Genomic DNA, 26,470 nt, shown 5'->3' with positions numbered 1-26,470 from the left:
GGTCCGGTCGCCGCCCCCTACCGGCAATACTGTCGAAGATTCGGGTCGCTTTCGTGCCGGATGCGGGTTACTTTCTCCAAATTATTGAATACATACTGAAACGTTCTCCCGGCCGGGTGTCTCCCATGAACGCGAACAGACGGACGGTACTGAAGGGCCTCGGCGCGGGAACGGCGACGCTGGTCGGCGGCGTCGGAGCGGCCGCCGCCAAGCCGCCGAGCGAGGGGGAAACGATCGTCGACGTGGCCGTCGCGGCCGACGGGTTCGACGTGTTCGTCGCCGCGGTCCAGGAGGCCGGGCTCGTCGACACGCTGAGCGGGAACAGACAGCTCACGGCGTTCGCCCCGACGGACGAGGCGTTCAACGCCGCCGGAATCACGGTCGACAACGTCGGCGACGTCGACGGGCTCGGCGACGTGCTCACCTACCACGTCGTGCCGGGCCGCCGGAAGGCGAACTCGATCGTCAACGCGAGCCAGGTGCCGACGCTGAACGGCGCGAAGGTCGACGTCGACGGGACCGATCTCAACGGCGACCAAGCCGATATCGTCGACACGGACATCGAGGCCTCGAACGGCATCATCCACGTCATCGACGGCGTGTTACAACCGTAGCGGCCCCGAGCCGCCAGATGGTCCCCGCCGACGCTCCCGTCCTCCGCCCTCGCGGTGCTGGTATCCACGCGTTTATAGGCCGCTCCGCCGATCGGTACTGTCGATGGAGCCGGTTCTCTGGCAGGTGCTGGCCGGAACGCGAGGGGGTCCCAACCGGGCCCGCCTGCTCCGCGCGCTCGACGAGCGCCCGCGGAACGCAAACCAGCTCGCAGAGGACCTCGACCTGGCGTACAAGACCGTGCGACACCACCTCGACGTGCTCGAAGAGAACGACGTGGTCGAGAGCACGGAACAGACCTACGGCGCGGTGTACCTACCGACCGAGCGCACCCGAGACAACTGGGAGACCGTCGAATCCATCATCGACCAACTGGAGTGAGCATGACCCGAACCTGGAACGCGGCGACTGATCGTGGAATCGGAGGCGACGCGGAATGACCCTGACGCTCGACGTGGCGCGAGTCGCCGCGGGGGTCAACATCCTGCTGTTGCTCGTCCTCCTCGGCATCTGGGGGCGCAGCTACCTCGAGGTGCGGTCGAAGCACACGCTCGGGTCGGCGGTGTTCGCCGCCTTCCTCTTGGCGGAGAACGCGCTGGCGCTGTTCTACTACCTGAACCCGCCGCAGATGTCGACGCCCGCGGTCCGCGCGATGATGTACCTCCAGGTCCTCGAGTTCGTCGGCATCGCGTTCCTCGTCTACGTGACCTGGGACTGACTGCCCTGTCCGAGCGAGCGCCGCTCCGCCCGCTACTCGAACCGGTACGTCGCGCCGTCCGGCCCGTCCTCTATCTCGACGCCGACCTCGCGGAGGGCGTCCCGTAGTTCGTCCGCACGCTCGTAGTTGCCAGCCTCGCGCTCGGCCTCGCGCACGTCGAGCACGAGCTCGACCAGCTCGCCCGCCAGCTCCACGTCGCCGCCGCTCTCCGTCTCGAACTGGAGCCCGAGCACGTCGCCGCCGAGGTCCTCGAACGCCGCCACGGCCTCGCGGAGGCCGCGGTAATCGTAGGCGTCCTCGGCCTCGTCGACCCCGTCGACGTGGCGGTTCACCGCGTCGGTGAGATCGAGGAGCGCCGCGGTCGCCTCCCGGAGGTTGAGGTCGTCGTTCATCGCGGCCGCGAACCCCTCTCGCGCGGTCGCGACCGCCTCGCGGAGGTCGTCGTCCGCGGCCTTCGCGCGGGAGTCGGTCGAGTCGAGCGCCTCGACGGCGCGGTCGTAGGTGCGCGAGAGGCGCTCCCAGCGCTCCTCGGCCTCGGCGATCGTCTCCTCGGTGAGCGCCTGCTCGGAGCGGTAGGCCGCGCCGGCGTAGAAGGTCCGGACCACGTTGACGCCGAGCTCCTCGAGGGCGTCCGGGACGGTCCAGAAGTTGCCGATGGAGGAGGACATCTTCTCGCCGTCCATCTCCAGGAGGCCGACGTGGAGCCAGTGGCGCGCGAACGCCTCGCCGGTGGCCGCCTCCGACTGCGCGATCTCGTTCTCGTGATGCGGGAAGACGAGGTCGCGCCCGCCCATGTGGACGTCGAGCGTGTCGCCGAGGTGCGTCGTCGACATCGCCGAGCACTCGACGTGCCACCCCGGGCGCCCCTCGCCCCACGGGGAGTCCCACGTCTCGCCGTCGGGCGTCTCGGCGCCGTGGTCGTGTTTGGCGTGCTCCCGCGCCGCGGTCTCGCTGACGCCGTCGGCCTTCCACAGCGCGAAGTCCGCGGGGTTGCGCTTCTCCGAGCGCTCGTCCGGTTCGCCCTGCGCTTCGAGCGCGTCGAGGTCCTGGTTCGAGAGCTTCCCGTACCCGTCGAAGCGCGTCACGTCGAAGTAGACGGAGCCGTTCGACTCGTAGGCGTACCCCTTCTGTATCAGGGTCTCGACGAGGTCGATTATCTCCGGGACGTGCTCGGTGACGCGGGGGTACACCTCCGCGCGCAAGAGGTTCAGCCCGCGCATCGCGTCGAAGACGCTCGCGGTGAACGTCTCGGCCACGTCGCGTTCGGCGGCCCACTCGTCGCGCTCGCCGACGCGGGCGGTGATCTTCTCGTTGACGTCGGTGACGTTCTCGACGTGGCGCACGTCGTACCCCTCGTGTTCGAGCCACCGGTGGAGCACGTCGGCGTGGAACCACAGGCGGGCGTGGCCGAGGTGCGGGTCGTCCGACACCGTCAGGCCGCAGACGTACAGCGTGACGTCGCCGTCGGCCGTGAACTCGACGCGCTCGCCTTCCAGGGTGTCGGTAACGACGAGACTCATTACGACGTGGTTGCCGAGGTGAGCGTTTCAAATCGTCGGATCGAGCGAGACGCGGACGAATCGGCGACAGACGCCGCCAAAGTTCCGGTCGTTCGGCGGTACATGGTCGCCGAGGCGAACACCGCCGAAGCCCCGGCCGGGAGGCGGGCGCGCGCTCGCTGTGCTCCTCGGTCGCTCACTCCGTTCGCTCCCTGCGGTGCTTGCGTCGCCCGCGCCCGCCTCCCGGCCGCCCCTTCGAGTCCCACCCCGCACCGCAACCGCGCCTCTTACCTCCCCAACCTCGTCGGCTTCCCTCCGCTTCGCTCCGGTCGGCCGACTCCCTCGCACGCGCTCCTCGCGGCCGCCGGGGGCGGCCGCTCGGAGGCGCGCGCCACCGCAGTCCAGTTTATAAACACCCGACCTCGCTTCTCACGCCTCGCGCGTCGTCCACTCGACCTCGTAGCCCGCCTCGCGCACCGCCGTCAGGACGCGGTCGACGTGGGCGGGCCCGTTCGTCTCCACCTCGAACACGAGGTCGGCGTCGCCCACCGGCAGGTCCGGGCGGCTGCGCTCGTGGCGCACCGTCCGGATGTTGGCGCGCTCGCCGCCGATCAGGGTCGCTATCTCCCCCATCGTCCCGGGCGTGTCGTCGATGCGGACGGAGAGCTCGATCAGCTGGTCGCGGTCGACGAGCGCGTGGGTCACCACCTCCTTCAGCGTCGTCACGTCGATGTTACCGCCGCAGAGCAGCGGGACGACGGTCTCGCCGGCGAGGTCGAGCTCGTCGACCGCGTCGTCGTTCAACAGGGCGGCCGCGGCCGTCGCGCCCGCGCCCTCCACCAGCTGTTTCGCGCGCTCCAAGAGCAGGAGGATCGCGCTCGCCACGTCGTCGTCGCTCACGACGAGGGCGCCGTCGAGGTGCTCGTCCAGCAGGCCGAGGGTGAGGTCGCTCAGCCCGCCGGTCGCGATGCCGTCCGCGATGGTGTCCGGCTCGTCGCGCGTGACGAGTTCGCCGGCCGCGAGGCTCTCCGAGAGGGTCGACGCGCCCTCGGTCTGAACGCCGATCACGCGCGTCTCGGGCGAGCGCGCCTTCACCGCGGTCGCGACGCCGCCCGCGAGCCCGCCGCCGCCGACCGGGACGAGGACGGTGTCGGCGGCGGGCACCTGGTCGAGCACCTCTAAGCCGAGCGTCCCCTGGCCGGCGACCACGTCCGGGTCGTCGAAGGCGTGGACGAACCGCGTCCCGGGGTCGTCGGTCAGCGTCTGGGCGTGGGCCATCGCCTCGGGGAACGCGCTCCCGCGGAGGACGACCTCGGCGCCGTACGCGCGGGTGGCCTCGATCTTCGCCGCCGGCGCCGACTCCGGCATCACGATCGTCGCGTCGATCCCGGCGTCGGACGCCGCCAGCGCCACCCCCTGCGCGTGGTTGCCCGCGCTCGCGGCCACGACGCGCTCGACCGCGGGCTCGTCGGCCCCCTCGCCGGAGCCGTCGACCGCCCGCGAGATCGCGTTGTACGCGCCGCGCGTCTTGAACGAGCCGGTGCGCTGGAGGTGCTCCATCTTCAGCCGCACGTCGGCCCCGCACCGCTCGCTCAGCGACCGGCTCCGCTCGACGGGCGTGCGCTGGGCGATGTCGGTGCCGGCGAGCCGCTCGGCCGCGGCCTCGACGTCGTCGACCGTGACGGGGGACATGGGCGCGGTGTTCGCCGGTTCCCGTGAAAAGAACTCGGATACGGAACGCCGTTTCCGCCCCGGCCGCACCTATCGCTTCCCGAGCGCCTCCTTGAAGACGCGCTGGGCCCGCTCGTACCCCTCGTTCCGGTCGACGATCGGGTGCGGGTAGTCGGGCGCCAGTTCCTCGCGCTCCGCCCGCGAGAGGGTCGGCCAGTCGACGACCTTCCCGGCCGGCACGTCCGACAGCTCAGGGACGTACGCCTTCACGTATCGGGCGCCGTCGTCGTACTTCGACATCTGGCTCACCGGGTCGAAGATGCGCACGTCGACGGAGTCGGTGCCGGTGGAGGCGGTCCACTGCCAGGCGCCGTGGTTCGAGGCGTAGTCGTGGTCGATCAGCTGCTTCGTGAAGTAGCGCGCCCCGCGCCGCCAGTCGATCAGGAGGTGCTTCGTCAGGAAGCTCGCGACCACCTGCCGCGGGCGGTTGTGGACGTACCCCTCCTCGTTCAGCTGTCGCATCCCGGCGTCGACGAGCGGGTAGCCGGTCTCGCCGCGGGTCCACGCCTCGAAGTCCGCGTCCGACTCCCGCCACGCGACCTCGTTGGGGAACGACTTGTAGTTCGAGACGGCGAGGTCGGGGGTGTAGTACAGCAGGTGGTACATCTGCTCGCGCCACGACAGCTCGTAGCGGTACTTGTCGACGTTGCGGCGCTCGCCGCCCGTCACGGCGTCGTAGACGTCGCTCGCGCCCGCCCACACCTCGCGGATCCCGATCGCCCCCGTCGCGAGGTACGGCGACATCCTGGAGACCGCGTGCGTCGGCGCCTCGACCGCCCGCGAGAGGTCGTCGCGGGTGTCGTTGTAGGAGGTGATCCCGTAGTCGAGGAACTCGTCGAACCGCTCGCGCGCGGCCTCGTACCCGGCGCCCGGGAGGTCGATGTCGGCGTCGGGCTCGGGGACCGTCTTCCCGTCGCGCACGTCGGCCAGCGCGTCCGGGTCGGGCTCCGCGTACGGCCCGCGCTTCGGCACGGCCTCCCAGTCGCCGTGGAACTGGCTGTGGTTCGGGTACCGCTCCTCCAGCCGCCCGGGGTCGACCAACACGAGGTCCGTCCGGGAGTCCGTCGCGACGCCCGCGCCGGCGAGCGCGTCCTCGACCGCGCGCTGTCGGTTCCGGCGGGCCGGCCGGTAGTGCTCGTTGTAGACGACCGCCTCGGCGTCGTGCTCGTCGGCGAGGTCGACGAGGACATCGTCCGGGTCGCCCGCGCGGACGACGAGGTCGCTCCCGAGTTCTCGATACCGCTCCTCTAAGCGCTTCACGTGCCGTAGGAAGAAGGCGCGCTGACGCGCGCCGACCGTCGCGAGCAGGTCCGCGTCGTACACGAAGACGGGAACGACCGTTCCTTCGCGGGCCGCCGCCGCGAGGCCGGCGTTGTCCCGCGTCCGCGCGTCGCCTCGGTGCCAGAACAGGCGCATACGATCGCCAGGGGCGCCAGCAGATAGTGTCTGTCGCCCGGGGCCGGTCCCGCCGCCAGTACGTTCAAGGCGCTCCGCCTCGAATCCTGACCCGTATGACACGACGCGATCCCTTCGACGAGATCGAGGACCTGCTCGAACGGATGGGCCGCGAGTTCGAGGAACTCGGCGGCACGCTGGAGGGGGCCGGGCCCGAGGTCCCGCGGTTCCCCGGGGCCCGCGAGGTGGACGTCGACGTGATCGAGGACGACGAGTCGATCACCGTCGTCGCCGACCTCCCCGGGTTCGACGCCGACGACGTGGACGTCGAGCTGCGCGACGACGCGCTCGTGATCGCCGGCTCCCGGGAGGAGTCCGCCGAGTTCGCCGCCGAGGGCGACGACGCGGACGACGCGGACGAGGGCGACGAGGTCCGCTACCACCGGCGCGAGCGCCGCCTCCGGTCCGTCTCGCGCCGCGTCCCGGTCCCCGAACCGGTCGAGGCCGACGCGGCGACGGCCGCCTTCGACGCCGGCGTGCTCACCGTCACGCTCCCCAAGCGCTCGCCCGACGACGACCGCGGGCACACGATCGACGTCAACTGAGCGCGAGCGCGCCGCCGCCGCTAACCGAGACGCCGGCGCGGTCGTGGGATAGCACGCCTCACTCTGTGTTTAATATCTCACGGCGCCTTTCTGTCTTTATGAACACGACGAATCCCTTCGACGAGATCGAGCAGTTCCTCGGCCGCACGCCCTTCGCCGGCGGGCGGACCTGGGGCCGCGACCTCCGCGCCGCCGACATCGACGTCGCCGAGTACGACGACGAGTTCGTCGTGATGGCCGACCTCCCGGGCTTCGACCGCGAGGAGATCGACGTTCGCGCCAGCGGCGATCGGCTGACTATCTCCGGCGAGCGCGACACGGAACGCGAGGACGGGGACCGACGCTACCTCCGCCGCGAGCGCCGTCACGAGTCCGTCACTCGGACGATCGAACTCCCCGCGACCGCGGTCCTCGAGGACGCGACCGCGACGTACCGCCACGGCGTGCTCACGGTGACGGTCCCGCTCGACGCCGTCGACGCGGACGAGGGCCACCGGATCGACGTGAACTGACCCGTGCTCGACGCGAACTGACCCGTGCTCGACGCGAACCGACCCGTGCTCGACGCGAACCGAACGACTCGATGCGTCGCGGTCGAGCCGACCCCCGCTCTTTCCGGCCGATGCTTTCTCCACGGACCCCGTGGTAACTCTCCGTATGAACGACGCCGACCACGCGGCCGCCAGGCGCGACCTGGTGAACGCGCTCCGCGACCGCCTCGACGCGAGCGAGCGGACGCTGTCGGCGATCGGCGCCGTCCCGCGACACGAGTTCGTTCCGGAGTCGGTGCGCGGGTCGGCGTACGCCGACCGACCGCTCCCGATCGGTCACGGGCAGACGGTCAGCGCGCCGCACATGGTCGCGATGATGACCGACCTGCTCGATGTCGAGCGCGGCGACCGCGTCTTCGAGGTGGGGACCGGCTGCGGCTACCACGCCGCGGTCGTCGCCGAGGTCGTCGGCCCGGGGAACGTCTTCTCGGCCGAGCGCGTCCCGGAGCTGGCGGCCGCCGCCCGCGACCGCCTCGACCGCCTCGGGTACGAGGTGACCGTGTCGGCCGGCGACGGGCGCGAGGCCTTCGCCGACGCGGCCCCGTTCGACGCCGCGTACCTCACCTGCGCGGCGCCGGAGGCGGTCCCGGACGCCGTCGTCGACCGCGTCCAGACGGACGGCCGCGTCGTCGCGCCCGTCAGCGAGCGCGGTCGCCAGCGGCTCGTCCGGCTCACCCCCCGCGAGGACGGGATCGACCGCGAGGACCACGGCGGCGTGCGGTTCGTCCCGATGCGGTAGGCGGGCGGCCGAACGCACAGTTTTAGAGGACCGAGTCCCGAGACGGCGCATGGACGACGCGTCGCTCCGGGCGGACATGATCGAGGGGCTCGAACACCAGATCGGCGAGCCGATCGAGCCGCCCGTGCTGACCGCCCTTCAGCGCGTCCCCCGCGACCCCTTCGTCGACGACTCGCCCCGCGGGGGCGCCGTCGACGGCGACGACCCTCACTCGCTCTCGCTCGCGACGCTGGTCCGACTGCTCACCGCGCTCGACGCCGACGAGGGCGACTCGGTCCTCGTCGTCGGCGCGGGGATCGGCTACTCGGTCGCGCTGCTCGCGGCGATCGCCGGCGCGCGGCGCGTCCACGCGGTCGACATCGACCGCGCCGCCGTCCACGCCGCGCGGTCGAACCTCGACGCGGCCGGCTACGGCGCCGTCCTCGTCGACCGCGCGGACGGCGCCGACGGGCTCCCCGCCTACGCGCCCTACGACCGGATCCTCCTCGAAGCCGCCGTGGTCGAGCCGCCGCGACCCCTCCGCGAACAGCTGGCGTCCGGGGGCCGGATCGTATACCCGCGCGGCGCGGGCGTCCAGACCGTCGCGGCGATCGAGCCGTCGACCGCCCCCGAGGACGGGGACGACCCGGCGCCGCCGGGGTTCGAGACGGTCGCGACCCACGGCCCGGCACGGCTCCAGCCGATGCTCGTCGACGGCGAACAGCCGGGAACGGTACGCAACCGGACCCGCCGCGAGGACGCCGAGCGCGCCGAGCGCGGCCGGCAGCGCCGACACGGCTGGGAGCAGGACTGGATCGACTGGGACGATCAGCTCTGACCGCCTCTCGCAGCGCGCCGCCGCGGCGTCACTCCTCGACGACGAGCACCTCGGTGTTCCCCCGCTCGTCGACGTAGTCGCCCTCCGCCGGCGGCTTGACGTCGATGGTGAGCGTCCCGTCGGCCTGGTTCGGCCCCAACTCGGGGTCGACGTCGACGGTCGCGATCCCCTCGCCGTTCGTCTCCGCGGTGACGACGCCGTCGATCCGCGCGGAGCCGCCGCGGACGATCACCGTCGCGTCGGCGACGCGGGAGCCGTCCGGGTCGACGACCGCGACGTCGATCGACTGCTCCCCGGGCGTGGTCACCTCCGGCTGCGGCTGCGCGTCGAGCTCCGTCGCGGCCAACCCGTCGATGTCGCCGATCATCCCCATCATCACGCTGAGGCTGGCGACGCCGACGACGAGCGCGATGACGAGGCGGACCGGGAGCCCCTCGATCGCGCGGGTGTCGGTGCTGAACGTCCGGCGGTTCGCGGTGCGCGAGTCGTGTGTTCGATCGGACATACGCCCCGCTGGCCGCGGCATCCGGTATAAAAGGTCGGCCGCCCGACCGTTTTTATCTCATACCGAGGCCAGCCGTCCGCGTGTACGTACTCGGCCGCGACGGCCCGGAGCCCGACGGCGACGACGCGAGCAACCCCGGCCGCGACCTCGGCGACGCGAGCGACCGCGACTCCGACTGCGGCGACGCGATCGATCGTGACGGCGACCTCCCGTCCCACACCGCCCGGATCGGATCCTTCCTCGCTCGCGACGGGAGCGCGGGCGCACCCGTCGGGGTCGACCTCGACCGCCCGCACGCGGGCGTCGTCTTCGGGAAGCGCGGAACCGGGAAGTCGTACACGCTCGGCGTCCTCGCGGAGGAGCTCGCCGCCGCCGACGGCGTCGCGCCGGTCGTCGTCGACCCGATGGGCGTCTTCGGGGGCCTCGAAGCGGCCGGGGGACAGGTCGTCGACCCCGCGGTCCGCCCGGGCTCGATACCGCCGTCGACGTGGCCGGACTTACTCGGTCTCGACCCCGAGAGCGGGCCGGGAAGCCTCGTCTGGCGCGTCGTCGCCGACGGGGTCGACGGCGGCGCCTCGCCCTCGCTCGCGGCGCTCCGGGACGCGGTCGCCGCCGCGGACGCGCCGGCGGAGACGCGCCGCGCCGCCGCGAACCACCTCCGGCTGGCGGCCTCCTGGGGAATATTCGACGCCGACGCGCCGCCGGTCGCGTCGCTCGCGGCCGACGGCGACCCCGCCGTCCTCGACCTCGCCGGCGTGCCCGACGCCGCCGCGGCGGCCGCCGTTCGCGCGGTCGCTCGCGGCCTCTACGACGCACGGATCGACGGGCGCCTCCGACGGCTGCCGTGGCTGCTCGTCGACGAGGCGCACGCGTTCTTCGACGGGGTCGCCGAGCCCGCGCTCCGGACGCTCCTCACGCGGGGCCGCGCGCCCGGCGTCTCGCTGGTCTGTGCGACCCAGCGGCCGGCCGCGCTGCCGAGCGTCGCCGTCTCCCAGTCCGACCTCCTCGTCTCCCACCGGCTCACGGCCGCGCGCGACGTCGACCGGCTCGCCGAGGCGGAAGCGACGTACCTCGCCGGCGACCTCGCCGCGCGGCTCCCCGAGGGCGTCGGCGAGGCGCTCGTCGTCGACGACGCGACGGAGACGGCCCACACGGTCCGGATCCGCGAACGGCGCACGCCGCACGGGGGAGAGAGCCCCCGCGCCAGCCGGCCGTCGGACGCCGAGTAGCGCCGAGGCGGCTCGGAACGCACAAGCCCCCGCGGACACACCGACGCTCATGGAACGGATGCCGTACGGATTCCTGCTCGTCGCGGCCGGCGGCTTCCTCGGCGCGGTCGCCAGGCACGCGGTCGACCTCGGCGCGGGCGAGGCCGTCGCTGCGGCCACCGCCGCCGCGGGCGGCGGCGCTCCGACCGGCGCGGGAACGCTTGTCGCGAACGTCGCCGGATCGTTCGCGCTCGGGCTCCTCCTGACCCGCGCGTCGAGCGACCGAGTCAGGCTGTTCGTCGGAACCGGCGCGCTGTCGTCGTTCACGACGTACAGCACGTTCGTCGCCGACGCGGTCGCGCTCGGGACGCCTGCCGGCGCGTGGTACGTCGCCGCCAGCTACGCGACCGGCTTCGCCGCGGCCGCGCTCGGGATCGCCGTGGGGGGTCGAGACGGCCGATGACCGTCGCGTCGCTCCTCGCGACGGCGCTCGTCGGCGTCGGCGGCGCGCTCGGCGCCGCGTCCCGGCACGCGGTCGGACTCCGCGTCGAGGGGCGCCAATCGGTTCTCCTCGTCAACGCGCTCGGGAGCTTCGCGCTCGGAGCCGTCTCTGCCGCCCCGGTCGGGTCGACGGCGGCGCTGCTCCTCGGCGTCGGCTTCTGCGGCGCGTTCACGACGTTCTCCTCGTTCGCCGTCGGGACGGTCCGGACCGCGAGCGAGACGGGGGCCCGCGCCGCCGCGGCCGTCGCGGGGTCGAACCTCGCGGCCGCGCTGGCCGCGTTTCTCCTCGGCTCGCTCCTCGCCGGGCGGCTCCTCTGACGGGCGTCGACGCCCGGCGTCCGCCCGCAAGCGATAGGTACAGGATCCCTCGGCCCGTACCCGCGTCCGTGACCGACACCGACCGCTCCGTCGACGGCGAGTCGACAGACCCGGCCGACTCTGGGCCGTTCTCCGACGCCGTGGACCCCGAAGACGTCCCCGAGTTCGGCGACCTCTCGATCGCCCAGCGCGCCTTCGTCGCCGCCGCGCAGAACCCCTCCCGCGGACTGCTGGTCGTCGGCCTGTTCGCGTTCGCGCTCGCCTTCTACGCCGCGTTCTGGCTGTCCTTCCCCGCCGCCGCCGGGCTCCTCTCGGCGCTCGCGCTGATCGTCGCCGCCGCCGCCGCCGCCGTCTACTGGCTCCTCGACCGCGTCGCCGGCTGATCCCCGCCCGCCCGTCGGCGTTCCGGGTCGCTACCCCGCACGACCCGTCCCGCTGACTTCACGGCCGCGGCTCGTAGAACTCCCGGAGCGGCCGCCCGAACGCGGGCGCGAGCGTCGCGACCGCCTCGCCGACCAGCACGTCGCGGTCGTCGAACGCCGGCTCCACCTGCGCGCCGAGCGCCACGTCGCTCGCGGCGTCGCTCTCCAAGTACTCCCGGACGGTGGCGAACTCCCGCTCCCGCTCGACGACGTATCGGTCCCCGTCGATGAACGGGCCGTAGGTGTCCGGGTCGACGTCGTCGACGTACGACTCGTAGAAGCTCGCGGCGTGCTTCCGGACCGCGACTGGCGGCCCGTCGTGGCGCTCGACGGCCGGCCGCTCGGTCACCTCCAGCTCGGCGTACAGCGCGGCCCGGGTCGCCCCGTCGGACCCGTCGCGTCCCGCCGTCCTCTCCGCGCCGTGCCGCCCAACGTCCCCTGTCGCCCTCGCGGCGTCGGTCATGGCCCGCGCTCGGAGGACGTCGAAGCCGCGGTCGTTCAGCCCGCCGACGATCCCGTCCAGCGACCGCCGGAGCTGGGGCCACAGCTGGTCGTCGACCACGTCGGGCGCGTCGAAGACGACCGCGACCGGCGTCGTCCCCCGCCGGTCGAGGTGCGCGCGCACCTCGCTCGGGTCCAGCGGCTCCGGCTCGTCCGGCTCGAAGAGGTCCCCGCTCGGGGCCGCAAGGAGCTCCCGGGCGTAGTGCTGGAACCGCGCGAGGTTCGTCGCCGACAGCACCGCGGCGACGTTCCGCGTCGGGTCCGTCGGGTCGACGACGACCAGCGGGTCCTCGAACGTCCGCTCGGCGTGCCCCTCGGGGTCGAACTCCACCGGCGGGTGCCAGCTCCGCGCCGACTCCACCAGCGGGACGAACCCGCCCAGCTCCAACACGAGCAGCTCCGTGAGGTACCCCGAGAACCCCTCGGTGCGGAGGTCGCTCCCGTACGCGCCGATCCCCTTCAGGAACGCCTTCGCCAGCACCACGTCCGCGGCGAGGTCGTCGTCGAGCCGCGCGGAGAGGTAGGCGTCGTGGAACGGCGTGCGGTCGACCGCGGAGACCAGCTCGCCGGCGCTCTCCACGTCGTGACAGGGAACGAGGTCGACGTCGAACCCCTCGTAGCTCCCCTTCACGTACGGGTGTTCGGCGTACTCCTCGTGGCCGTCGGGGAGGACCGCGTGGCCGACCTCGAGGCCGTACTCCTCCAGTTCGGCGCGGTCGAGGTCCGCGTCGAACCGGACGAACAGGTCGATGTCGCGGTCGCCGGCGACCCACGTGCCGCGCGCGGTCGACCCGACCTGGACCACGTCGGCGCCGACGGGGAGGTCGGCGATGGCCTCGCGGGTCCGGTCGGTCAGCGTCGCGGCGGTCTCCCGCAGGCGCTCGCGCTCCGCCGGCTCCGGCAGGACCCGCTCGCGGACCCGCGACAGCACCGCCTCCAACTCGTCCATACCGAACGGTCTCGCGGTCCGGCCGAAAACGTGTCGGTCGGATCGGCGCCCGCGGCGGTGCGTCTGATCGGGGGCCGTAGCGCGCCTTCCGGGCAGTCGGATTCCCCGCAGTCGGGCGGAAACGAAAGCCCTATCAAAACGACCCGAGTACCGGGAAGTGAGCCGAAGTAGCTCAGTTGGTAGAGCGCCTCGCTGTTAACGAGGCGGTCCCAGGTTCGAGTCCTGGCTTCGGCGCCTCCTGCTTTCACCTGCTTCGTCGCGAGTCGGTACGCTAAAAAACGTCTCCGACGTATCGACAGATACGGGCCCTTAGCTTAGTCCGGTTAAAGCGACTCGCTCATAACGAGTTGATCGCCGGTTCGAATCCGGCAGGGCCCATCGATATCACACTCGCTACCGGAGAGTCTCTTCGCAGCGCCCGAATCGTCCAGACGCCGGAGACCGCGCCGGCGTCGTCGCCGCCCGTCGACTCGGGGTCGTCCATCACCAGCTCGTGGTCGCGGGCCCGGGCGACGAACGCGGATTCGCCGTCGCTCTCGCCGCTGACTTCCATCCGCCGCGTCGCGTTGGCGTCACTCATCGACCGCGCTAGCGGGCGATGGGTCATAAACCGTCAAAACCGGTCCGGTTCGTGCCGGTGGCCGTGGCCCGCGTCTCGCGTCGAGGCAGCATACGGGCGTCGAGAGTGTCAACCCCGGCCGGCTCGCCGTCAGCCGTCGCCGCGACGCGTCTCCGGTACCGGCGAGTTCCGCGACCGCGTCGACCGAAGGAATTCGATTGGCTCGGTCGCCCGCGCTGTACGGCCGCGACGCGCCGTCGGTCACTCCACCAGCTCCACCAGTTCGTTCACGTCCTCGACGACGGCGTCGGCGCCGTTCTCGGCGAACTTCTCGCGGCCCGCGTCGCCGGTGAGCCCGCCGGTGAGGACGCCGATCCCGTAGTACACGCGCGTCTCGTCGGTCTCGTCGGCGTTGCGCGCGGTCCGCACGTCGTCGAGGGTGTCGCCCGCGAACGCGACGCGCTCGGCGTCGAACCGCTCGGCGAGCTCGACGAGCGCCCGCGGGTGCGGCTTCCCCTCCTCCCAGTCGTCCATCGTGAACCGCCGGTCCTCGGGCACGTCGAGACCGACGCGATCCAGGGCGATGTCGGCCTCCGCCGCCGGCCGACCGGTGAGGACGCCGACGTCGAACCGATCGGTGAGCTCGGCGATCGTCTCGGGGGCGACGAGCGTCGGCTCGTCGTGGATGTACCCGTCCGTCTCGACCGGCGGCTCGCCGCCCTCCAGCTCGCGGTACAGCTCCGCGCCGAGGTACAGCGCCTGGAACGTCTCGCGGAGCGCGTCCCGATCCCACTGATCGCGGACGCGGGCCTGCGCGACCCGCGGGAGGTCGCCGACGACCTCCTTGGCGGCGTCGAGGCCGCCGCCGAGCTCGCGGACGCGGTCGGTGAACTCCTCGACGTCCATCCGGAGCCCCTCCCGGCGGGCCAACACGAACAGCGCGGCCGCGTCGGTCAGCTCCCAGTCGTTGTTGAAGCCGCCGGCGTCCTTGAACGCCTGGACCGCGTCGCGGTCGATCGGCTTGCCGCAGACACGGTCGACCGACTCGAGGATCGCCCGACGGTAGGAGTCCGCCACGTCCACCAACACCCCGTCGATGTCGAGGACCACTGCGTCGACCTGCATACCGCAAGGCCGTCTGGGGGCGGAATGAACGTTCGGGTTCGCGGCCGGCGTCGCCGGTTCGAGGGACGCCCCGACCGCCGGTTCGAGCGTCGCGACGGAGCGGTCGCCGGGCCGCGGCGTCACCGGGCGACGTACACGACGGTCCCCGCCTCCCGCGACCGCCGCCGGACGTCGACGACCGGCTCCTCGAACCCGAGCGTGGTGAACAGGCAGGCGGCGTCGAGCCGCTCGGCCAGCGCGACGGTCGGGCGCTGGATCTCGGCGGGCAGGTTCCGCGCGTACACGGCGTCGACCCCGTCTCCGACCGACTCGGAGCCGATCGCGTCACGGATCGCCCGTCCGTCGTCGGCCGCCAACGCCGTCACGTCCGCGGCGGCGACGCGGAGCGACCCCTCGCCCGACTGTGCCGCCGTCGCCGCCTCCCGCGCCGACTCGCTCACAGTGACGTCGACGGCGACGACCGCTCGGCCCCGGTCCGCGAGCGCGAGGGCGACGTCCGGACGCCGCCCGACGCCGACCTCGATCAGCCGCTCGTACGGGTCGAGTGCGGCGACGAGCGCCCGTTCGGACGGCGGCGGTGACCCCACGGCGCGGCCTTTATGACCGCGGCGGTCAAAAGCGGTTCCATGCTCGTGGACATCGTCCCGGTCGGGGAGGTCACGCCCCGAGTGAAACGGGAGGCCTCCGCTGCGCTGCGTTCCGTGTACGACTGTGACGTGACGGTCCACGACGACCAGGCGATCCCGGACTCCGCGTTCGACGCCGACCGCGACCAGTACCGCGCCGAGGACCTCATCGAGACGGTCACCCGGGTCGGCGGCGGCGAGAAGAACATCGGCATCACGCCCGAGGACCTCTACTACCGGCGCCGGAACTACGTCTTCGGCCTCGCGTACCTCAACGGCAGCGGCTCCGTCATCTCCACCCACCGGCTCCGCACCTCCTCGGACGGCGGCGTCTCGACGAAACCCGCTGTCGACGTCTTCGGCGACCGCGTCCGCAAGGAGGTGGTCCACGAGATCGGGCACACGCTCGGCTTGGAGCACTGCGACAACAGCAAGTGCGTGATGTCGTTTTCGCCCACCGTCCGCGAGGTCGACGTGAAAGAGGAGAACCTCTGCGGCACCTGTTCTCGGCTCATACGCTGAGCGCGCGGCCGCCGCCCGCTCGCCGACCGCCGGTAGACGTAAAGTCCGCCCCGCACAAGGGACACGTATGGCCGCAAAGCCGGAATACCGCGACCGGCCGGACGTCGAGGTCGCGCTGCTCGACGCGCTCGTCGACCGCGGCGACGAGGGGATGACGGTCCTCGAACTTCGCGCGGCCGTCGACGCCGACATCGACGCCGTCGAGGAGGCCCTCTCGGCGCTGAAGGAGGACTCGCTCATCACCGTGGAGTCGGACGAGCACGTCCGGGTGTACGCCCACGAGAAGGTCGTTCCGGACCCCGAGGCGCCGGACGACGACCCGTCGGCGGGGCTCGTCGACGCGATCCGCGACCGCCTCGGACTGTAGCCGCCGGAGACGGCGACCTTTTGGCTCTCGCTCGCGTCCCTCCGGCCATGACGCTCGTCTCCGGCACCCACGACGCGCACGGCGCCGTGTACCGCGACCGCGGCGGCCGAGAGGTCGTCGACCACTACGGGAAGCCCGTCCGCGTCGGCAAGGCGGTCCGCAACGTCGCCGGCGTGATCGAGATGGGGTACGGCGTCCTCGCCGTCAGAGGCGACGACCGCGTCGAGTTCGTGGACAACGCCGTCTCGAACCGCGTCCCGACCGCGGACGGCGAGGGGACCTACGCCCTGCTGCTCGACCCGCAGGGCGGGATCGAGACGGACATGTACGTGTACAACGCCGACGAGCGACTGCTCGTCTTCCTCCCCCCGGAGCGGGCCGAGTCGGTCGCCGCCGACTGGGCGGAGAACGTGTTCATCCAGGACGTGGAGATCGACGATGTCTCCGACGAGTTCGGCGTGTTCGGCGTCCACGGCCCGAAGTCGACGGAGAAGGTGGCCTCCGTCCTCGGCGGACCGGGCGCGCCAGAGGACCCCCTCTCCTTCGTCCGCGGGTCGATGGTCGACGCCGGCGTCACGGTGATCGCGACGGACGCCCCGCTCGGCGAGGAGGGGTACGAGATCGTCTGCGCCGCCGCCGACGCGGGCGAGGTGTTCGACACCCTGATCAACCGCGGTCTCAACGCCGCGCCGTTCGGCTACCGGACGTGGGACGCGCTCGCGACCGAGGCCGGGACGCCCCTCTTCGAGCACGAGCTGGCCGGCACCGTCCCGAACGTGCTCGGCCTCCGGAACGCGCTCGACTTCGAGAAGGGGTGTTACGTCGGCCAGGAGGTCGTCTCGCGCGTGGAGAACCAGGGGCGACCGAGCCGCCGGCTGGTCGGCCTCGAACTCGACGGCGCCGCCGAGGCGGTCGCCGGCGTCGACGCGAACGCCGACCCCGAGGGGATCGACGCCGCGCTCCCCGACCCCGGCGCGGCCGTCTTCGACGGCGACGAGGCGATAGGCGAGGTGACCCGGGCCGCGGTCGGCCCCGCGACCGAGGTCCCGGTCGCCCTCGCGCTCGTCGCGTTCGACGCCGGCCTCGGCCCGGTCACCGTCCGCGTCGACGGCGAGGAGGTCTCGGCCGCCGCGGTCGACCTCCCGTTCGTCGACGGGAGCGCGGCGTCCGCGAGGCTGCCGACGTACCCCGATCTGCGCGCCTGAGCGTCCCGCTGCGGCGCCCGCCGCGGCTCAGACGACGAAGTCGACCGCCGTGTAGAGGCCGAACCCGAGCGTGAACGCGCCGACGAGCGACCCGACCCACGCGAGGACCGTGTACCCCATCTTCTTCCGGCTGACGCCCGCGTCGCCCGCGGCGTAGCCCGCGCCGACGATCGCGGAGACGATGATCTCGTTGAACGAGACGGGGATCCCGAAGGCGACGGCGGTCTGCGCGATCGCGAACGACGGGATCAGCGCGGAGATCGACCGCCGCGGCCCCATCGAGGCGTAGTCCTGCGCGAGCGCCTTGATCATCCGCGGCGCGCCCGTCCACGACCCGGCCAGCAGCCCGGCGCCCCCGCCGACGAGCAGCGCCCACAGCGGGACCCCGACCTCGCTGAAGATCGGGACGAGGGGGCCGATCGCGAGCCCCACCTGCGACCCGCCGGCCGAGAACGCGACGAGGCCCCCCATCGCCAAAAGGAACCGCCGCTGGGCGCCCTCGCGGTCGCGGCCGAGGTCGGCGTACACGGCGACCGCGACCAGGGCGGCGATCCCGAGGGTCACCGCGGGCGCCCCCGCGCCGCCGATCCCGAGATCCGCCCCGAGGACGCCCGCCACCGACGCCTGTTCGCCGGCCGGCCCGAGCAGCGCGAACCCGACGTTCGCGAGGAGCGCGCCCACGAGCCCGGCGAGCGCCGCGGTCAGCGGGCGCTCGGGCAGCGACTCGCCGATGAGCAGCCGGGCGACGCCGAAGGCGACGCCGCCGCCGACGAACGGGGTGAGCACCCACAGCGTCGCGATCTCGGCGTACTTCGGCCACGCCGGGTCGCCCCCCATCGCGAGGCCGACGCCGACGACCGCCCCGGTGACGGTGAACGCCGTCGCGATCGGATAGCCCGCGAATACGCCGACCGCGACCAGCGCGGCGGCCGTGACGAGCGCGACGATGGCCGCCGCGGCCGTGAGCGTCACGCCGCCGATCAGCTCGGTGCCGACCGCCTCCGTCACGTTCGCCCCCTGGAGCGTCGCGCCGAGCAGCCCGAGGACGCCGACGATCAGGCCGGCCCGCATCACGGAGATGGCGTTCGCGCCGACCGCGGGGGCGAACGGGGTCGACCCCGACGAGCCCGCGCCGATCGACCACGCCATGAAGAGGCTGGCCGCGGCGGCGACGACGAGCGTCGCGGCGGTGACGACGACCATCAGCTCCGCCCGTCGTTGTACCCCTCGTTCAGCCCCCTCACCGTGCGCCGAACGAGGAGGAACCCGAAGAAGAACAGCCCGAGAAGACCCACCAACAGAAGCACGAACAGCGGCTGGACCGGGAGCATAGACGTGAATCCGTCGGGACGGTGTTATGCGTTTCGGGCGACGCGGCGGGGACCGGCGTGCGCGGTGCCCCGCTCTCGAACGTCTTCAGGACCCCGGCCCGCCGTCGTGAGGCCGATCGACGCGACGCGCGGCAGAACCGGCTCGTTGCCGGGACGAATCCGGTGCCGTCGCGAAACGAACTCCTCTCTGCCCCCGTAAAGTGGGTATTGTTTACTCTTCTCATGAACACAGTTATATAGCTGTATCGTTCTGGGTTATAGTGGTATGACGGACAAACAGAACAGACGGCAGGTACTGGAAGCGATCGGTGTGGCCGGCGTCGCGGCGCTGGCCGGGTGTAGCGGCGGCGGCGACGGCGGCGACGGCGGTGACGGCTCCCGCCTGAGCTGGCACGCCGGAGGCACGGGAGGGACGTACTTCCCGCTCTCGAACGAGATCAAGACGGTCGTCGAGGAGAACACCGACTTCTCGCTGAACGTTCAGTCGACGGGCGCGAGCGTCGAGAACGTCGGCAGCCTCGGCGACGAGTCCGCCGACTTCGCGCTGATCCAGAACGACATCGCCTACTTCGCCAAGAACGGGACGGGCATCGACACGTTCGAGGGCAACGCCGTCGAGAACCTGCAGGGCGTCGCGACGCTGTACCCCGAGACGATCACGGTCGTCACCCTGTCGGGCTCCGGTATCGAGTCGCTCTCTGACCTCAGCGGCGCGACGATCAACACGGGCGACCTCGGCTCCGGGACGCAGGTCAACGCGAACCAGATCCTCGAGGCCGTCGGCATCAGCGACTACAACGAGCAGAACGCCGGCTTCTCGCAGGCCTCCGAACAGCTCGCGAACGGGGACATCGACGCCGCGTTCGTCGTCGGCGGCTGGCCGGTCGGGGCCATCGAGGAGCTCGCGACCACGAACGACATCAACATCGTCCCGATCCAGGGGGACAACCGCCAGGCCGTCAAGGACGCCGCCTCGTGGTTCGCCGACGACACCATCCCCGGTGGCACCTACACGGGCATCGACAGCGACGTCGAGACCGTCGCGGTCCAGGCGATGATAGCCACCCACGCCGGCGTCCCGGCCGAGACCGTCGAGACCGTGACGGGCGCCATCTTCGACAACGTCGGCGAGCTGAGCATCAAGACCGACTTCATCTCCGCCGACAGCGCTCAGGACGGGATGTCCATCGAGCTACACGAGGGCGCCGCGGCGTACTTCGACGCCTGACCGGCTCGGCGGGTCGGCTCCGGCGGCAACGCACCGCTTCGCGTCCGCGTCTCCGTCCGCGAGACGCGACGCTCGCACTCTGTCCGACGCGGGACCCTCGTCACCGCACCTGAACATCACACGTGGCACTCCGAGACGCGACTTCGCGAGACCTGCTCGGCCCGGCGCTCGCGGTGGTAGCGGTCGCGCTGTGTCTGTCGATCGCCGGCGCCGCCGTCGCGGCCCCCTCCGGACAGGTGCTCGTCGTCGAGGGGATCGACACCGGCGAGCGCTACCTGGCGCACCCGGTCGACGACGGGAGCACGGTCGCGCTGTCGTACACCCACAGCGTCGAGAAGACCCCGGTGTACGACGAGTACCGCGTCGAGGGCGAGACGCTCGTGAACACGCGCATGGAGTTCGAGTCGTACGGCTGGGGACTCCCCTCGCGGGTGAACGTCACGAACGTCAACGGGACCTTCGTCTACGACCCACCCGGGCCGATAACGACGCTTGAGACCCTGTCGGTCTCCCCGGGGCGGATCGCTAACCACACTCTGATCGTCGAGGACACACGGTACGACCTGGTCGCGGAGACCGGCGCGAGGGACGTTCGGATCCGCGTGGAACGCCGGGGCCTCACGGACGTATTCTCATGAGCACGAACGACACACAACCGGACGACGCCGAGGAGATTTCCAGAGAAGAGGCCGACGAGATAATCGACGAGATCGAGCGCCGGCGGTCGTTACAGGGGCTCGCCGCCCTCGCCGTCGCGGTCATCGGGATCTGCTTTTCGCTCTTCCAACTGGCGCTCGCGGCGCGCAGTTTCACCTTCACGATCCCGCTGCCGACGGTCGATCTCGGACTGCTGACGGTGCGGCCGATACAGATTTCGCTCCAACTGCTCCAGGCCAACGCGGTCCACGTCGGCTTCGCGCTCGTGCTCACTTTCCTGATGTTCCCGGCCACCATGGGCGACGGGCCCCTCTCGCGGCGGCTCGGCGGGGCAGTCGACGCCGCCGCGAGCCGCCTCGGCGGTTCGAACCCGCTCTCGCGGGTCCTCGACGGCGTTCGGCGCGCGGTCCGGTGGGCGTTCGTCGACCCGGACCGCAGCCGGGTCACGCCGTTCGACGTGGCCTGTATGATCGTCTCGCTGCTCGCGGTCGTCTACTTCCTTACCGAGTTCCGGGAGATCCGTGACATCCGCGCCTTCGGGCTCGAGTCCGGCCGCCCGATCACCGGCGTCTACTCGGTCCTCGAACCGCTGCTCGGGGGCGTCCCGTTCGTCAGCGAGTACTCCTACGCGATGCTGCTCGGCGTGCTCGGCGTCCTCCTCGTGCTGGAGGCCACCCGGCGGACGCTCGGGCTGCCGCTCATGATCATCGTCGCCAGCTTCATCGTGTACGCCCGCTGGGGGTACCTCATCAGCGGTAACACGCCGTTCGTCGGGCTCCTCGCGATCCCCCAGTTCACCTGGCCCGACATCATCCAGAACCTGTGGTACAACACCGAAAACGGCGTGTTCGGGATCCCGGTCACCGTCTCCGTCAGCTTCATTTACATCTTCATCCTGTTCGGCTCGTTCCTCGAGATGAGCGGCGCGGGCCAGTGGTTCATCGACCTCGCGTACGCCGCCACCGGCCACCGGAAGGGCGGCCCGGCGAAGTCGAGCATCCTCGCCAGCGGCTTCATGGGCACCATTTCGGGCTCGTCGATCGCGAACACGGTCACGACGGGGGCGTTCACCATCCCGCTGATGAAGAAGTCGGGCTACTCGCCCGAGTTCTCCGGCGCGGTCGAGTCGTCGGCCTCCTCCGGCGGCCAGATCCTGCCCCCGGTGATGGGGGCGGCGGCGTTCCTCATGGTCCAGTACACCGCGACGCCGTTCCGCGAGATCATCATCCTCGCGACGATCCCGGCGATCGTCTTCTTCTTCGGCGTCTGGGTGATGGTCCACCTCAAGGCGGTCCAACAGGGGATCGGCGGCGTCGACGCCGACACCGTGTCGCTCGGGACCCACCTCAAGCGCGGATGGTTCTACCTGGTCCCCATCGTGCTGCTCCTCTACTACCTGATCGGCGCGCGGCTCTCCGTGTCGCGGTCGGCGTGGTTCACGCTCGTCGCGCTGGTCGCGCTTATCGCGTTCATCGCGGCGTACAGCGAACAGACCCGGGCGTTCCTCCTCGCGTCGACGGCGGCCATCTTCGGCGTCGAACTGGCGAGTTACATCGTCGCCGGCGTCCCGATCACCGGACTCCTCGCCGGCGCCGGCGGGGCCGGAGTCCCGCTCGGCGACGCCCTCGCGGTCATCGGCCCGCGGATCGGGTGGTACGCGATGCTCGGCAGCGTCGCGACGATGATCGTCCACGCCGACGTCCAGTCGGCGGTGCTCGATCTCAACCCCACCGTTCAGACCGCCGCCGAGTCCGCCGGCGAGCGGACCGGTCGCGACCTCGGCGACAACCAGCTGTTCCGCGTCGGGACCTTCGTCGTGAAGTCGATGGAGGAGGGCGCGCGGACGGCCGTCCCGGTCGTCATCGCGGTCGCCGCGGCGGGGATCATCCCGGGCGTCATCAGCGTCTCCGGGCTCGGACCGAACCTCACCTCGCTCCTCTTGGAGCTGTCCGGCGGGTCCATCGTCGTCATGCTGCTCGTCACCGCGGTCGCGAGCATCATCCTCGGGATGGGGATGCCGACGACCGTGACGTACATCATCCTGATCTCGATGCTCGCGACGCCGCTCGTCGAGTTCGGGATCCCGCTGCTCGCGGCGCACCTGTACATCCTCTACTTCGGCGTGATGGCCGACATCACGCCGCCGGTCGCGGTGGCCGCCTACGCCGCGAGCGGGGTGGCGAAGTCGGACCCGTTCGAGACCGGCGTGAAGGCGTTCTCGCTGTCGCTGAACAAGGCGATCGTCCCCTTCGCGTTCGTGCTCGCTCCCGGCATCGTCTTCCTGCGCGAGAAGGCGAACGCGGACGAACTGCCGCTCCGCGAGCAGTACCGCGTCGTCAACTTCGCCGACCTCGCGGAGCTGTCGTACTCCGTACCGGAGATCCTGATCCCCGTCGTCGGCGTCTTCCTCGGCGTCGTGGCGCTGGGCGCGACCGTCATCGGGACGCTGTACGCCGACGTCCCGAAGCCCGAGCGCGCCGTGTTCGCGCTCAGTTCGCTGCTGCTCATGGCGCCCCGACTGCTCTCGGAGTCGGTCTTCGACGTCCTCGGCCTCGCGGGCGTCAGCGTCTCGGTGAACGCGCTCCTGCTCGACCTGACGCTCCGCGGCGTCGGCCTCGTGCTGTTCGTCGCGCTCACCGTCAGGAACCGGCGCAAGGCCAGCGTCGAGCCCGCGGGCCCCTCTGGCGACCCGACGACCGCCTGAGGTCGGCCGCGGCCGCCACGTTTCGGTGACTAAAACGCTCGTTTGCGCCTCGGACACCTATAAGATCGCGCCGCTCGTAAGTGGAAACGCGACCCCCGCTTCGGCCCTCACACGCCCGGAGAAGCCGGTCGACGCGCCGGCCGGTCGGACTCGCCGCCTCCCTCCCTGCCCAGAACCCCTCCCCCGGGTGCGGTCCGCCCGCCGGCGTTCCCACCCGCACCGACTCGGGTCCGCCACCGTGCACGCGACCGTCGGCCGGTCCGGCCGCACGCGGGACGTCGCGATCGGTCCCCGCCGCCGCGCACGACGGCCTCGCGCCCGCTTCTCGCGCCCCGCTCCGTTACCCTGCGCTCTCGATCCGTTACTCCGCGCTCCCGCCCTCGATGCGGAACGTCTCGAAGACCTCGCCGTCCGGGGTCACCAGCCGTCCGTCAAGTCCGCTCCCGCTCTCGCTCTCGGTCGGAGTCAGCTCTGCGTGCGCCGGGCGGTTCCCGCGCGGCTGCGCGTGGCTCCCAGGGTTCAGTATCGGCAGCCCGCCCGAGTCGTCGAACCGCGGCCGGTGGCTGTGGCCGCAGATCACGGCGTCCGCGTCGCGGCCGCGACCGAGCATGACGAGCCCCGTGTCGCCGCTGCGGTGGCGGTGGGTGACCGCGAACCGGACCCCGGCGCACTCGACCGTCCGCACCTCGGGCACGCGGTCGCGGATCGCGGCGTCGTCGTTGTTGCCGTAGACGGCGCGGAGGCTCGCGGCGGCCGACCGGAAGGCGTCCAACACCGGTTCGCGGTAGAAGTCGCCCGCGTGGACCACCAGCTCGGCCTCGCGGACCGCCTCGGCGGTCCGCCCCTGAAGCCTCGACTCCTCGCGTGCGTGCGTGTCGGAGACGACGACGAGCATACCGTCCGTCCGCGCCAGCGTGGGTTAAAACTCGCGCCCGCCTCCCGGCCGGGGCTTTGGCGGTGTTCTCCGTCGATCTGTGGCTAGCAGGGTACAGAACGACGAGCAGAGGTCCGAAAACAGCCTACTCGTCCAACGAGAGCGCCGCGAGCAGCGACTCCAGTTGGACCTGCTCGTTGGCGCCCTCCGCGATCCGGTAGTCGGCCTCGCCGACGCGCTCCATCAGCCGCACCGCCTCGCGCTCGCTCAGGTCGAACTCCCAGACGGAGCGGTGGAGCTGGTCGATCACGTCGCCGCCGGCCATTCCCGTCTCCGTGAGCAGCGTGTCGAGCGTCGACCGCGCCCGCGCGAAGTCGCCCTCCAGCGCGTCGGTCACCATCGACTCGATCTCCTCCGGCCGGGCGGTCGCCGTGATCGCGTACACCGCCTCCTCGTCGACCACGTCGCCGGTCGTCGCCGCCGCCTGGAGCGAGTTGATCGCGCGGCGCATGTCGCCGTCGGCCGCGTACACGAGGGCGTCGACGCCCGCGTCGGTCACCTCGATATCCTCGGCGGCCGCGATCTCGCGGACCATCCCGCCGACCGCCTCGTCGGAGAGCGGCGAGAACCGGAAGACGGCGCAGCGCGACTGGATCGGGTCGATGATCTTCGACGAGTAGTTACACGAGAGGATGAAGCGGGTGTTGTCGGAGAACTGCTCCATCGTCCGGCGCAGCGCCGACTGGGCGTCGTCGGTGAGGCTGTCCGCCTCGTCGAGGAACACGATCCGGAAGTCGCCGCCGAACGACGAGCGCGCGAACCCCTTGATCCGGTCGCGGACGACGTCGATCCCGCGCTGGTCGGAGGCGTTCAGCTCCAGGAAGTTGCCGCGCCAGTTGTCCTCGCCGTATATCTCGCGGGCGATGGCGGTGGCGGCGGTGGTCTTCCCGACGCCCGCAGGCCCCGAAAAGAGCAGGTGGGGGACGTCGTCCTGCGCGATGTAGCTCTGGAGGCGCTCGACGATCTCCTCTTGGCCGTGGATGTCGTCGAGCGACTGCGGCCGGTACTTCTCGATCCAGATCTCCCGCCCAGTCGCGGTCGCAGCCGCCTGCTCGTCGGCCTCGCTCATTACCGGATCCGAGGGCCGGCGGGGTCATAAACGAACCGAGAGCCGGCCGCGCCGACGCGCGTCCCCGGCCCCTCGTCCGATGCCCGTCCTCGTCCCCTACGTCAGCCGTCCGAACGCCTCGCGGAACGCGCCCGCGGCGTCGCCCTCGGTCTCCGCGACCCGCAGTCGCCTGCCCGCCTCGGCGTCGAACTCGGGCGCGAGCACGACCGCCGCGGCGCCCGTCGCGACGGTCTCCGTCCGCCAGTCGATGTACCGCTCGGCGAGCCGCGCCGGGAGGTCCGCGCGCAGCACGGCGTTCCGCCACGCGAACTCGCGGGTCGCCGTCAGTCCGAGCAGCGCCAGCCGGTCGTCGAGGGGGTCGAACGCCGCGTCGATCCCGGCAATTCCGAGCGCCCCGTACGCATCGACGAGGGCGTCCTGGGCGGTCTGAACGAGCCGGGCCAACACCGCGTTGATGCGGTCGTGGTCCTCGAGCTTGGCGCCGCGGTCGGGGTCGATCCCCACGTCGCCGAGGGCGTACGTGAGGTCGTAGGCGATGTGCGCGTTGATGCCGAGCAGGGCGTCCTGCGCGACGAGCGTCTCCCCGCGGGCCGCGGCGGCGAAGGCGAGCAGCCACGGCCGCGGGAGCGAGCCGAACGCCCGCCGCTCGAACGCGACCAGCGCCCGGCGGTAGCGCTCCGCGAAGGCGACGAGGTACGCCGCGGTCCACTCCGGATCGACGAAGGCGCCGTCGTCGATGGCGGTCCGCACGGTCGCCGTCATCCGGCTGTACACCGTGAGGAACACCGCGCGGCGGTCGCCCCGCTCCCGGAGGTACGACTCGGTCTTCGCCAGCCGCTCGTCGACGTCGGCGACGGACGCGAACGGCGCCGCGACGAGGTCGAGCAGCGCCGCGTCCGGCTCGTCGTCCGCTAGGTCCGCGGCGATCGCGTCCCGCTCGCCGTCGACCGCTCGGCGGAGCCCGACGAGCAGCGCTCTCGCCTCCTCGGTCGTCGGGACGGCGGCGCGGATCGGAGTCATGACTGACGGACGGCCGAGCCGTCTGACCGCCCGGTACTCGGTCGGAGCCAAA

General features: G+C 71.8%; 29 protein-coding genes and 2 tRNA genes. 19 read left to right on the top strand and 12 right to left on the bottom strand.

Annotated elements, in window-relative coordinates:
• Positions 1-125 precede the first annotated feature (125 nt).
• The 3 genes from EXE50_RS16680 (at position 126) to EXE50_RS16670 (ending at position 1,330) form a co-directional block, all read left to right on the top strand.
• On the top strand, positions 126-614 hold the full coding sequence (locus tag EXE50_RS16680) for a fasciclin domain-containing protein (RefSeq protein ID WP_137705616.1): 489 nt from the start codon (positions 126-128) through the stop codon (positions 612-614).
• 103 nt (positions 615-717) lie between these two features.
• The gene (locus EXE50_RS16675; protein WP_053771857.1) at positions 718-993 is read left to right on the top strand and encodes a winged helix-turn-helix domain-containing protein; all 276 of its coding nucleotides are present in this window, start codon (positions 718-720) and stop codon (positions 991-993) included.
• A 55-nt stretch (positions 994-1,048) separates the two neighbouring features.
• A complete protein-coding gene (locus tag EXE50_RS16670) occupies positions 1,049-1,330 on the top strand; it encodes a hypothetical protein (protein WP_053771856.1) in 282 nt (93 codons plus the stop codon).
• A 32-nt stretch (positions 1,331-1,362) separates the two neighbouring features.
• On the opposite strand, the gene cysS is transcribed toward EXE50_RS16670, so the two are convergent.
• From cysS to EXE50_RS16655, 3 genes are all read right to left on the bottom strand, one after another.
• Positions 1,363-2,850 (bottom strand): cysteine--tRNA ligase, encoded by a 1,488-nt coding sequence (gene cysS / locus EXE50_RS16665; protein WP_053771855.1) that lies wholly within the window; start codon positions 2,848-2,850, stop codon positions 1,363-1,365.
• A gap of 408 nt (positions 2,851-3,258) precedes the next feature.
• The gene (gene ilvA / locus EXE50_RS16660) at positions 3,259-4,521 is read right to left on the bottom strand and encodes a threonine ammonia-lyase (protein ID WP_053771854.1); all 1,263 of its coding nucleotides are present in this window, start codon (positions 4,519-4,521) and stop codon (positions 3,259-3,261) included.
• 69 nt (positions 4,522-4,590) lie between these two features.
• Positions 4,591-5,976 carry a deoxyribodipyrimidine photo-lyase gene (locus EXE50_RS16655; protein ID WP_137705615.1) on the bottom strand — a complete coding sequence of 462 codons (1,386 nt, stop codon included), beginning with the start codon at positions 5,974-5,976 and terminating at the stop codon, positions 4,591-4,593.
• A 95-nt stretch (positions 5,977-6,071) separates the two neighbouring features.
• Here EXE50_RS16655 and EXE50_RS16650 point away from each other — a divergent pair, with 95 nt between their 5' ends.
• From EXE50_RS16650 to EXE50_RS16635, 4 genes are all read left to right on the top strand, one after another.
• On the top strand, positions 6,072-6,560 hold the full coding sequence (locus EXE50_RS16650; protein ID WP_053771852.1) for an Hsp20/alpha crystallin family protein: 489 nt from the start codon (positions 6,072-6,074) through the stop codon (positions 6,558-6,560).
• A 98-nt stretch (positions 6,561-6,658) separates the two neighbouring features.
• Complete coding sequence (gene hsp14, locus EXE50_RS16645; protein ID WP_053771851.1) at positions 6,659-7,072, top strand: archaeal heat shock protein Hsp14; 414 nt, start codon at positions 6,659-6,661, stop codon at positions 7,070-7,072.
• Positions 7,073-7,217: 145 nt separating this feature from the next.
• Positions 7,218-7,850, top strand: a complete 633-nt coding sequence (locus EXE50_RS16640; RefSeq protein WP_137705614.1) for a protein-L-isoaspartate(D-aspartate) O-methyltransferase — start codon at positions 7,218-7,220, stop codon at positions 7,848-7,850.
• 49 nt (positions 7,851-7,899) lie between these two features.
• Positions 7,900-8,667, top strand: a complete 768-nt coding sequence (locus tag EXE50_RS16635; RefSeq protein WP_137705613.1) for a protein-L-isoaspartate O-methyltransferase — start codon at positions 7,900-7,902, stop codon at positions 8,665-8,667.
• Between the two features lie 28 nt (positions 8,668-8,695).
• On the opposite strand, the gene EXE50_RS16630 is transcribed toward EXE50_RS16635, so the two are convergent.
• On the bottom strand, positions 8,696-9,172 hold the full coding sequence (locus EXE50_RS16630) for a carboxypeptidase regulatory-like domain-containing protein (protein ID WP_137705612.1): 477 nt from the start codon (positions 9,170-9,172) through the stop codon (positions 8,696-8,698).
• 80 nt (positions 9,173-9,252) lie between these two features.
• Here EXE50_RS16630 and EXE50_RS16625 point away from each other — a divergent pair, with 80 nt between their 5' ends.
• From EXE50_RS16625 to EXE50_RS16610, 4 genes are all read left to right on the top strand, one after another.
• Entirely contained in the window at positions 9,253-10,401 is a 1,149-nt protein-coding gene (locus EXE50_RS16625; protein ID WP_394347762.1) for an ATP-binding protein, read from the top strand.
• A gap of 49 nt (positions 10,402-10,450) precedes the next feature.
• Positions 10,451-10,843 (top strand): CrcB family protein, encoded by a 393-nt coding sequence (locus EXE50_RS16620; protein ID WP_137705611.1) that lies wholly within the window; start codon positions 10,451-10,453, stop codon positions 10,841-10,843.
• Positions 10,840-11,199 carry a CrcB family protein gene (locus EXE50_RS16615; protein WP_121600975.1) on the top strand — a complete coding sequence of 120 codons (360 nt, stop codon included), beginning with the start codon at positions 10,840-10,842 and terminating at the stop codon, positions 11,197-11,199. The genes EXE50_RS16620 and EXE50_RS16615 overlap by 4 nt, the downstream gene beginning before the upstream one ends.
• A gap of 68 nt (positions 11,200-11,267) precedes the next feature.
• On the top strand, positions 11,268-11,582 hold the full coding sequence (locus EXE50_RS16610) for a hypothetical protein (protein WP_053771846.1): 315 nt from the start codon (positions 11,268-11,270) through the stop codon (positions 11,580-11,582).
• Positions 11,583-11,640: 58 nt separating this feature from the next.
• Here EXE50_RS16610 and cca read toward each other — a convergent pair whose 3' ends face one another.
• The gene (cca, locus tag EXE50_RS16605) at positions 11,641-13,071 is read right to left on the bottom strand and encodes a CCA tRNA nucleotidyltransferase (RefSeq protein WP_137705610.1); all 1,431 of its coding nucleotides are present in this window, start codon (positions 13,069-13,071) and stop codon (positions 11,641-11,643) included.
• Between the two features lie 161 nt (positions 13,072-13,232).
• Here cca and EXE50_RS16600 point away from each other — a divergent pair.
• Both EXE50_RS16600 and EXE50_RS16595 read left to right on the top strand, forming a co-directional pair.
• Positions 13,233-13,305, top strand: a tRNA-Asn gene (locus EXE50_RS16600).
• Positions 13,306-13,374: 69 nt separating this feature from the next.
• A tRNA-Ile gene (locus tag EXE50_RS16595) sits at positions 13,375-13,449 on the top strand.
• Between the two features lie 442 nt (positions 13,450-13,891).
• Here the strand turns inward: EXE50_RS16595 and EXE50_RS16585 are convergent.
• Both EXE50_RS16585 and EXE50_RS16580 read right to left on the bottom strand, forming a co-directional pair.
• Positions 13,892-14,755 carry a TIGR01548 family HAD-type hydrolase gene (locus EXE50_RS16585; RefSeq protein ID WP_053771844.1) on the bottom strand — a complete coding sequence of 288 codons (864 nt, stop codon included), beginning with the start codon at positions 14,753-14,755 and terminating at the stop codon, positions 13,892-13,894.
• A gap of 119 nt (positions 14,756-14,874) precedes the next feature.
• The gene (locus EXE50_RS16580) at positions 14,875-15,342 is read right to left on the bottom strand and encodes a UPF0146 family protein (protein WP_053771843.1); all 468 of its coding nucleotides are present in this window, start codon (positions 15,340-15,342) and stop codon (positions 14,875-14,877) included.
• A gap of 39 nt (positions 15,343-15,381) precedes the next feature.
• Here EXE50_RS16580 and EXE50_RS16575 point away from each other — a divergent pair, with 39 nt between their 5' ends.
• The 3 genes from EXE50_RS16575 to EXE50_RS16565 all read left to right on the top strand — a co-directional run bounded on the left by EXE50_RS16575 (position 15,382) and on the right by EXE50_RS16565 (position 17,475).
• Positions 15,382-15,903 (top strand): archaemetzincin family Zn-dependent metalloprotease, encoded by a 522-nt coding sequence (locus EXE50_RS16575; RefSeq protein WP_053771842.1) that lies wholly within the window; start codon positions 15,382-15,384, stop codon positions 15,901-15,903.
• A 67-nt stretch (positions 15,904-15,970) separates the two neighbouring features.
• A complete protein-coding gene (locus tag EXE50_RS16570) occupies positions 15,971-16,270 on the top strand; it encodes a DUF6432 family protein (RefSeq protein ID WP_121600969.1) in 300 nt (99 codons plus the stop codon).
• Positions 16,271-16,317: 47 nt separating this feature from the next.
• Positions 16,318-17,475 (top strand): aminomethyltransferase family protein, encoded by a 1,158-nt coding sequence (locus EXE50_RS16565; protein ID WP_053771840.1) that lies wholly within the window; start codon positions 16,318-16,320, stop codon positions 17,473-17,475.
• A gap of 27 nt (positions 17,476-17,502) precedes the next feature.
• Here EXE50_RS16565 and EXE50_RS16560 read toward each other — a convergent pair whose 3' ends face one another.
• Entirely contained in the window at positions 17,503-18,678 is a 1,176-nt protein-coding gene (locus EXE50_RS16560; RefSeq protein WP_137705609.1) for an inorganic phosphate transporter, read from the bottom strand.
• Positions 18,678-18,806 (bottom strand): hypothetical protein, encoded by a 129-nt coding sequence (locus tag EXE50_RS17910; protein ID WP_255410387.1) that lies wholly within the window; start codon positions 18,804-18,806, stop codon positions 18,678-18,680. Before EXE50_RS17910 ends, EXE50_RS16560 begins: the two co-directional genes overlap by 1 nt.
• Before the next feature lie 265 nt (positions 18,807-19,071).
• Between EXE50_RS17910 and EXE50_RS16555 the strand changes: the two genes are divergently transcribed.
• From EXE50_RS16555 to EXE50_RS16545, 3 genes are all read left to right on the top strand, one after another.
• Positions 19,072-20,034, top strand: coding sequence for a TAXI family TRAP transporter solute-binding subunit (locus EXE50_RS16555; protein ID WP_137705608.1), 963 nt, complete (start codon positions 19,072-19,074; stop codon positions 20,032-20,034).
• Positions 20,035-20,207: 173 nt separating this feature from the next.
• On the top strand, positions 20,208-20,672 hold the full coding sequence (locus tag EXE50_RS16550; RefSeq protein ID WP_137705618.1) for a DUF1850 domain-containing protein: 465 nt from the start codon (positions 20,208-20,210) through the stop codon (positions 20,670-20,672).
• Positions 20,669-23,395, top strand: coding sequence for a TRAP transporter fused permease subunit (locus tag EXE50_RS16545; RefSeq protein WP_137705607.1), 2,727 nt, complete (start codon positions 20,669-20,671; stop codon positions 23,393-23,395). The genes EXE50_RS16550 and EXE50_RS16545 overlap by 4 nt, the downstream gene beginning before the upstream one ends.
• A 361-nt stretch (positions 23,396-23,756) precedes the next feature.
• On the opposite strand, the gene EXE50_RS16540 is transcribed toward EXE50_RS16545, so the two are convergent.
• The 3 genes from EXE50_RS16540 to EXE50_RS16530 all read right to left on the bottom strand — a co-directional run bounded on the left by EXE50_RS16540 (position 23,757) and on the right by EXE50_RS16530 (position 26,418).
• Entirely contained in the window at positions 23,757-24,290 is a 534-nt protein-coding gene (locus tag EXE50_RS16540) for a metallophosphoesterase (RefSeq protein ID WP_137705606.1), read from the bottom strand.
• Positions 24,291-24,414: 124 nt separating this feature from the next.
• Positions 24,415-25,398 (bottom strand): replication factor C small subunit, encoded by a 984-nt coding sequence (locus EXE50_RS16535; protein WP_053771835.1) that lies wholly within the window; start codon positions 25,396-25,398, stop codon positions 24,415-24,417.
• Positions 25,399-25,494: 96 nt separating this feature from the next.
• Positions 25,495-26,418, bottom strand: coding sequence for a DUF5995 family protein (locus EXE50_RS16530; protein WP_137705605.1), 924 nt, complete (start codon positions 26,416-26,418; stop codon positions 25,495-25,497).
• Between the last annotated feature and the right edge of the window lie 52 nt (positions 26,419-26,470).

The organism is Halorubrum sp. ARQ200 (assembly GCF_005435115.1).
Taxonomy (GTDB): domain Archaea; phylum Halobacteriota; class Halobacteria; order Halobacteriales; family Haloferacaceae; genus Halorubrum; species Halorubrum tropicale.
Note: the sequence above shows the minus strand (reverse complement) of the source record. Positions and strands in the feature narration are given on the sequence as shown.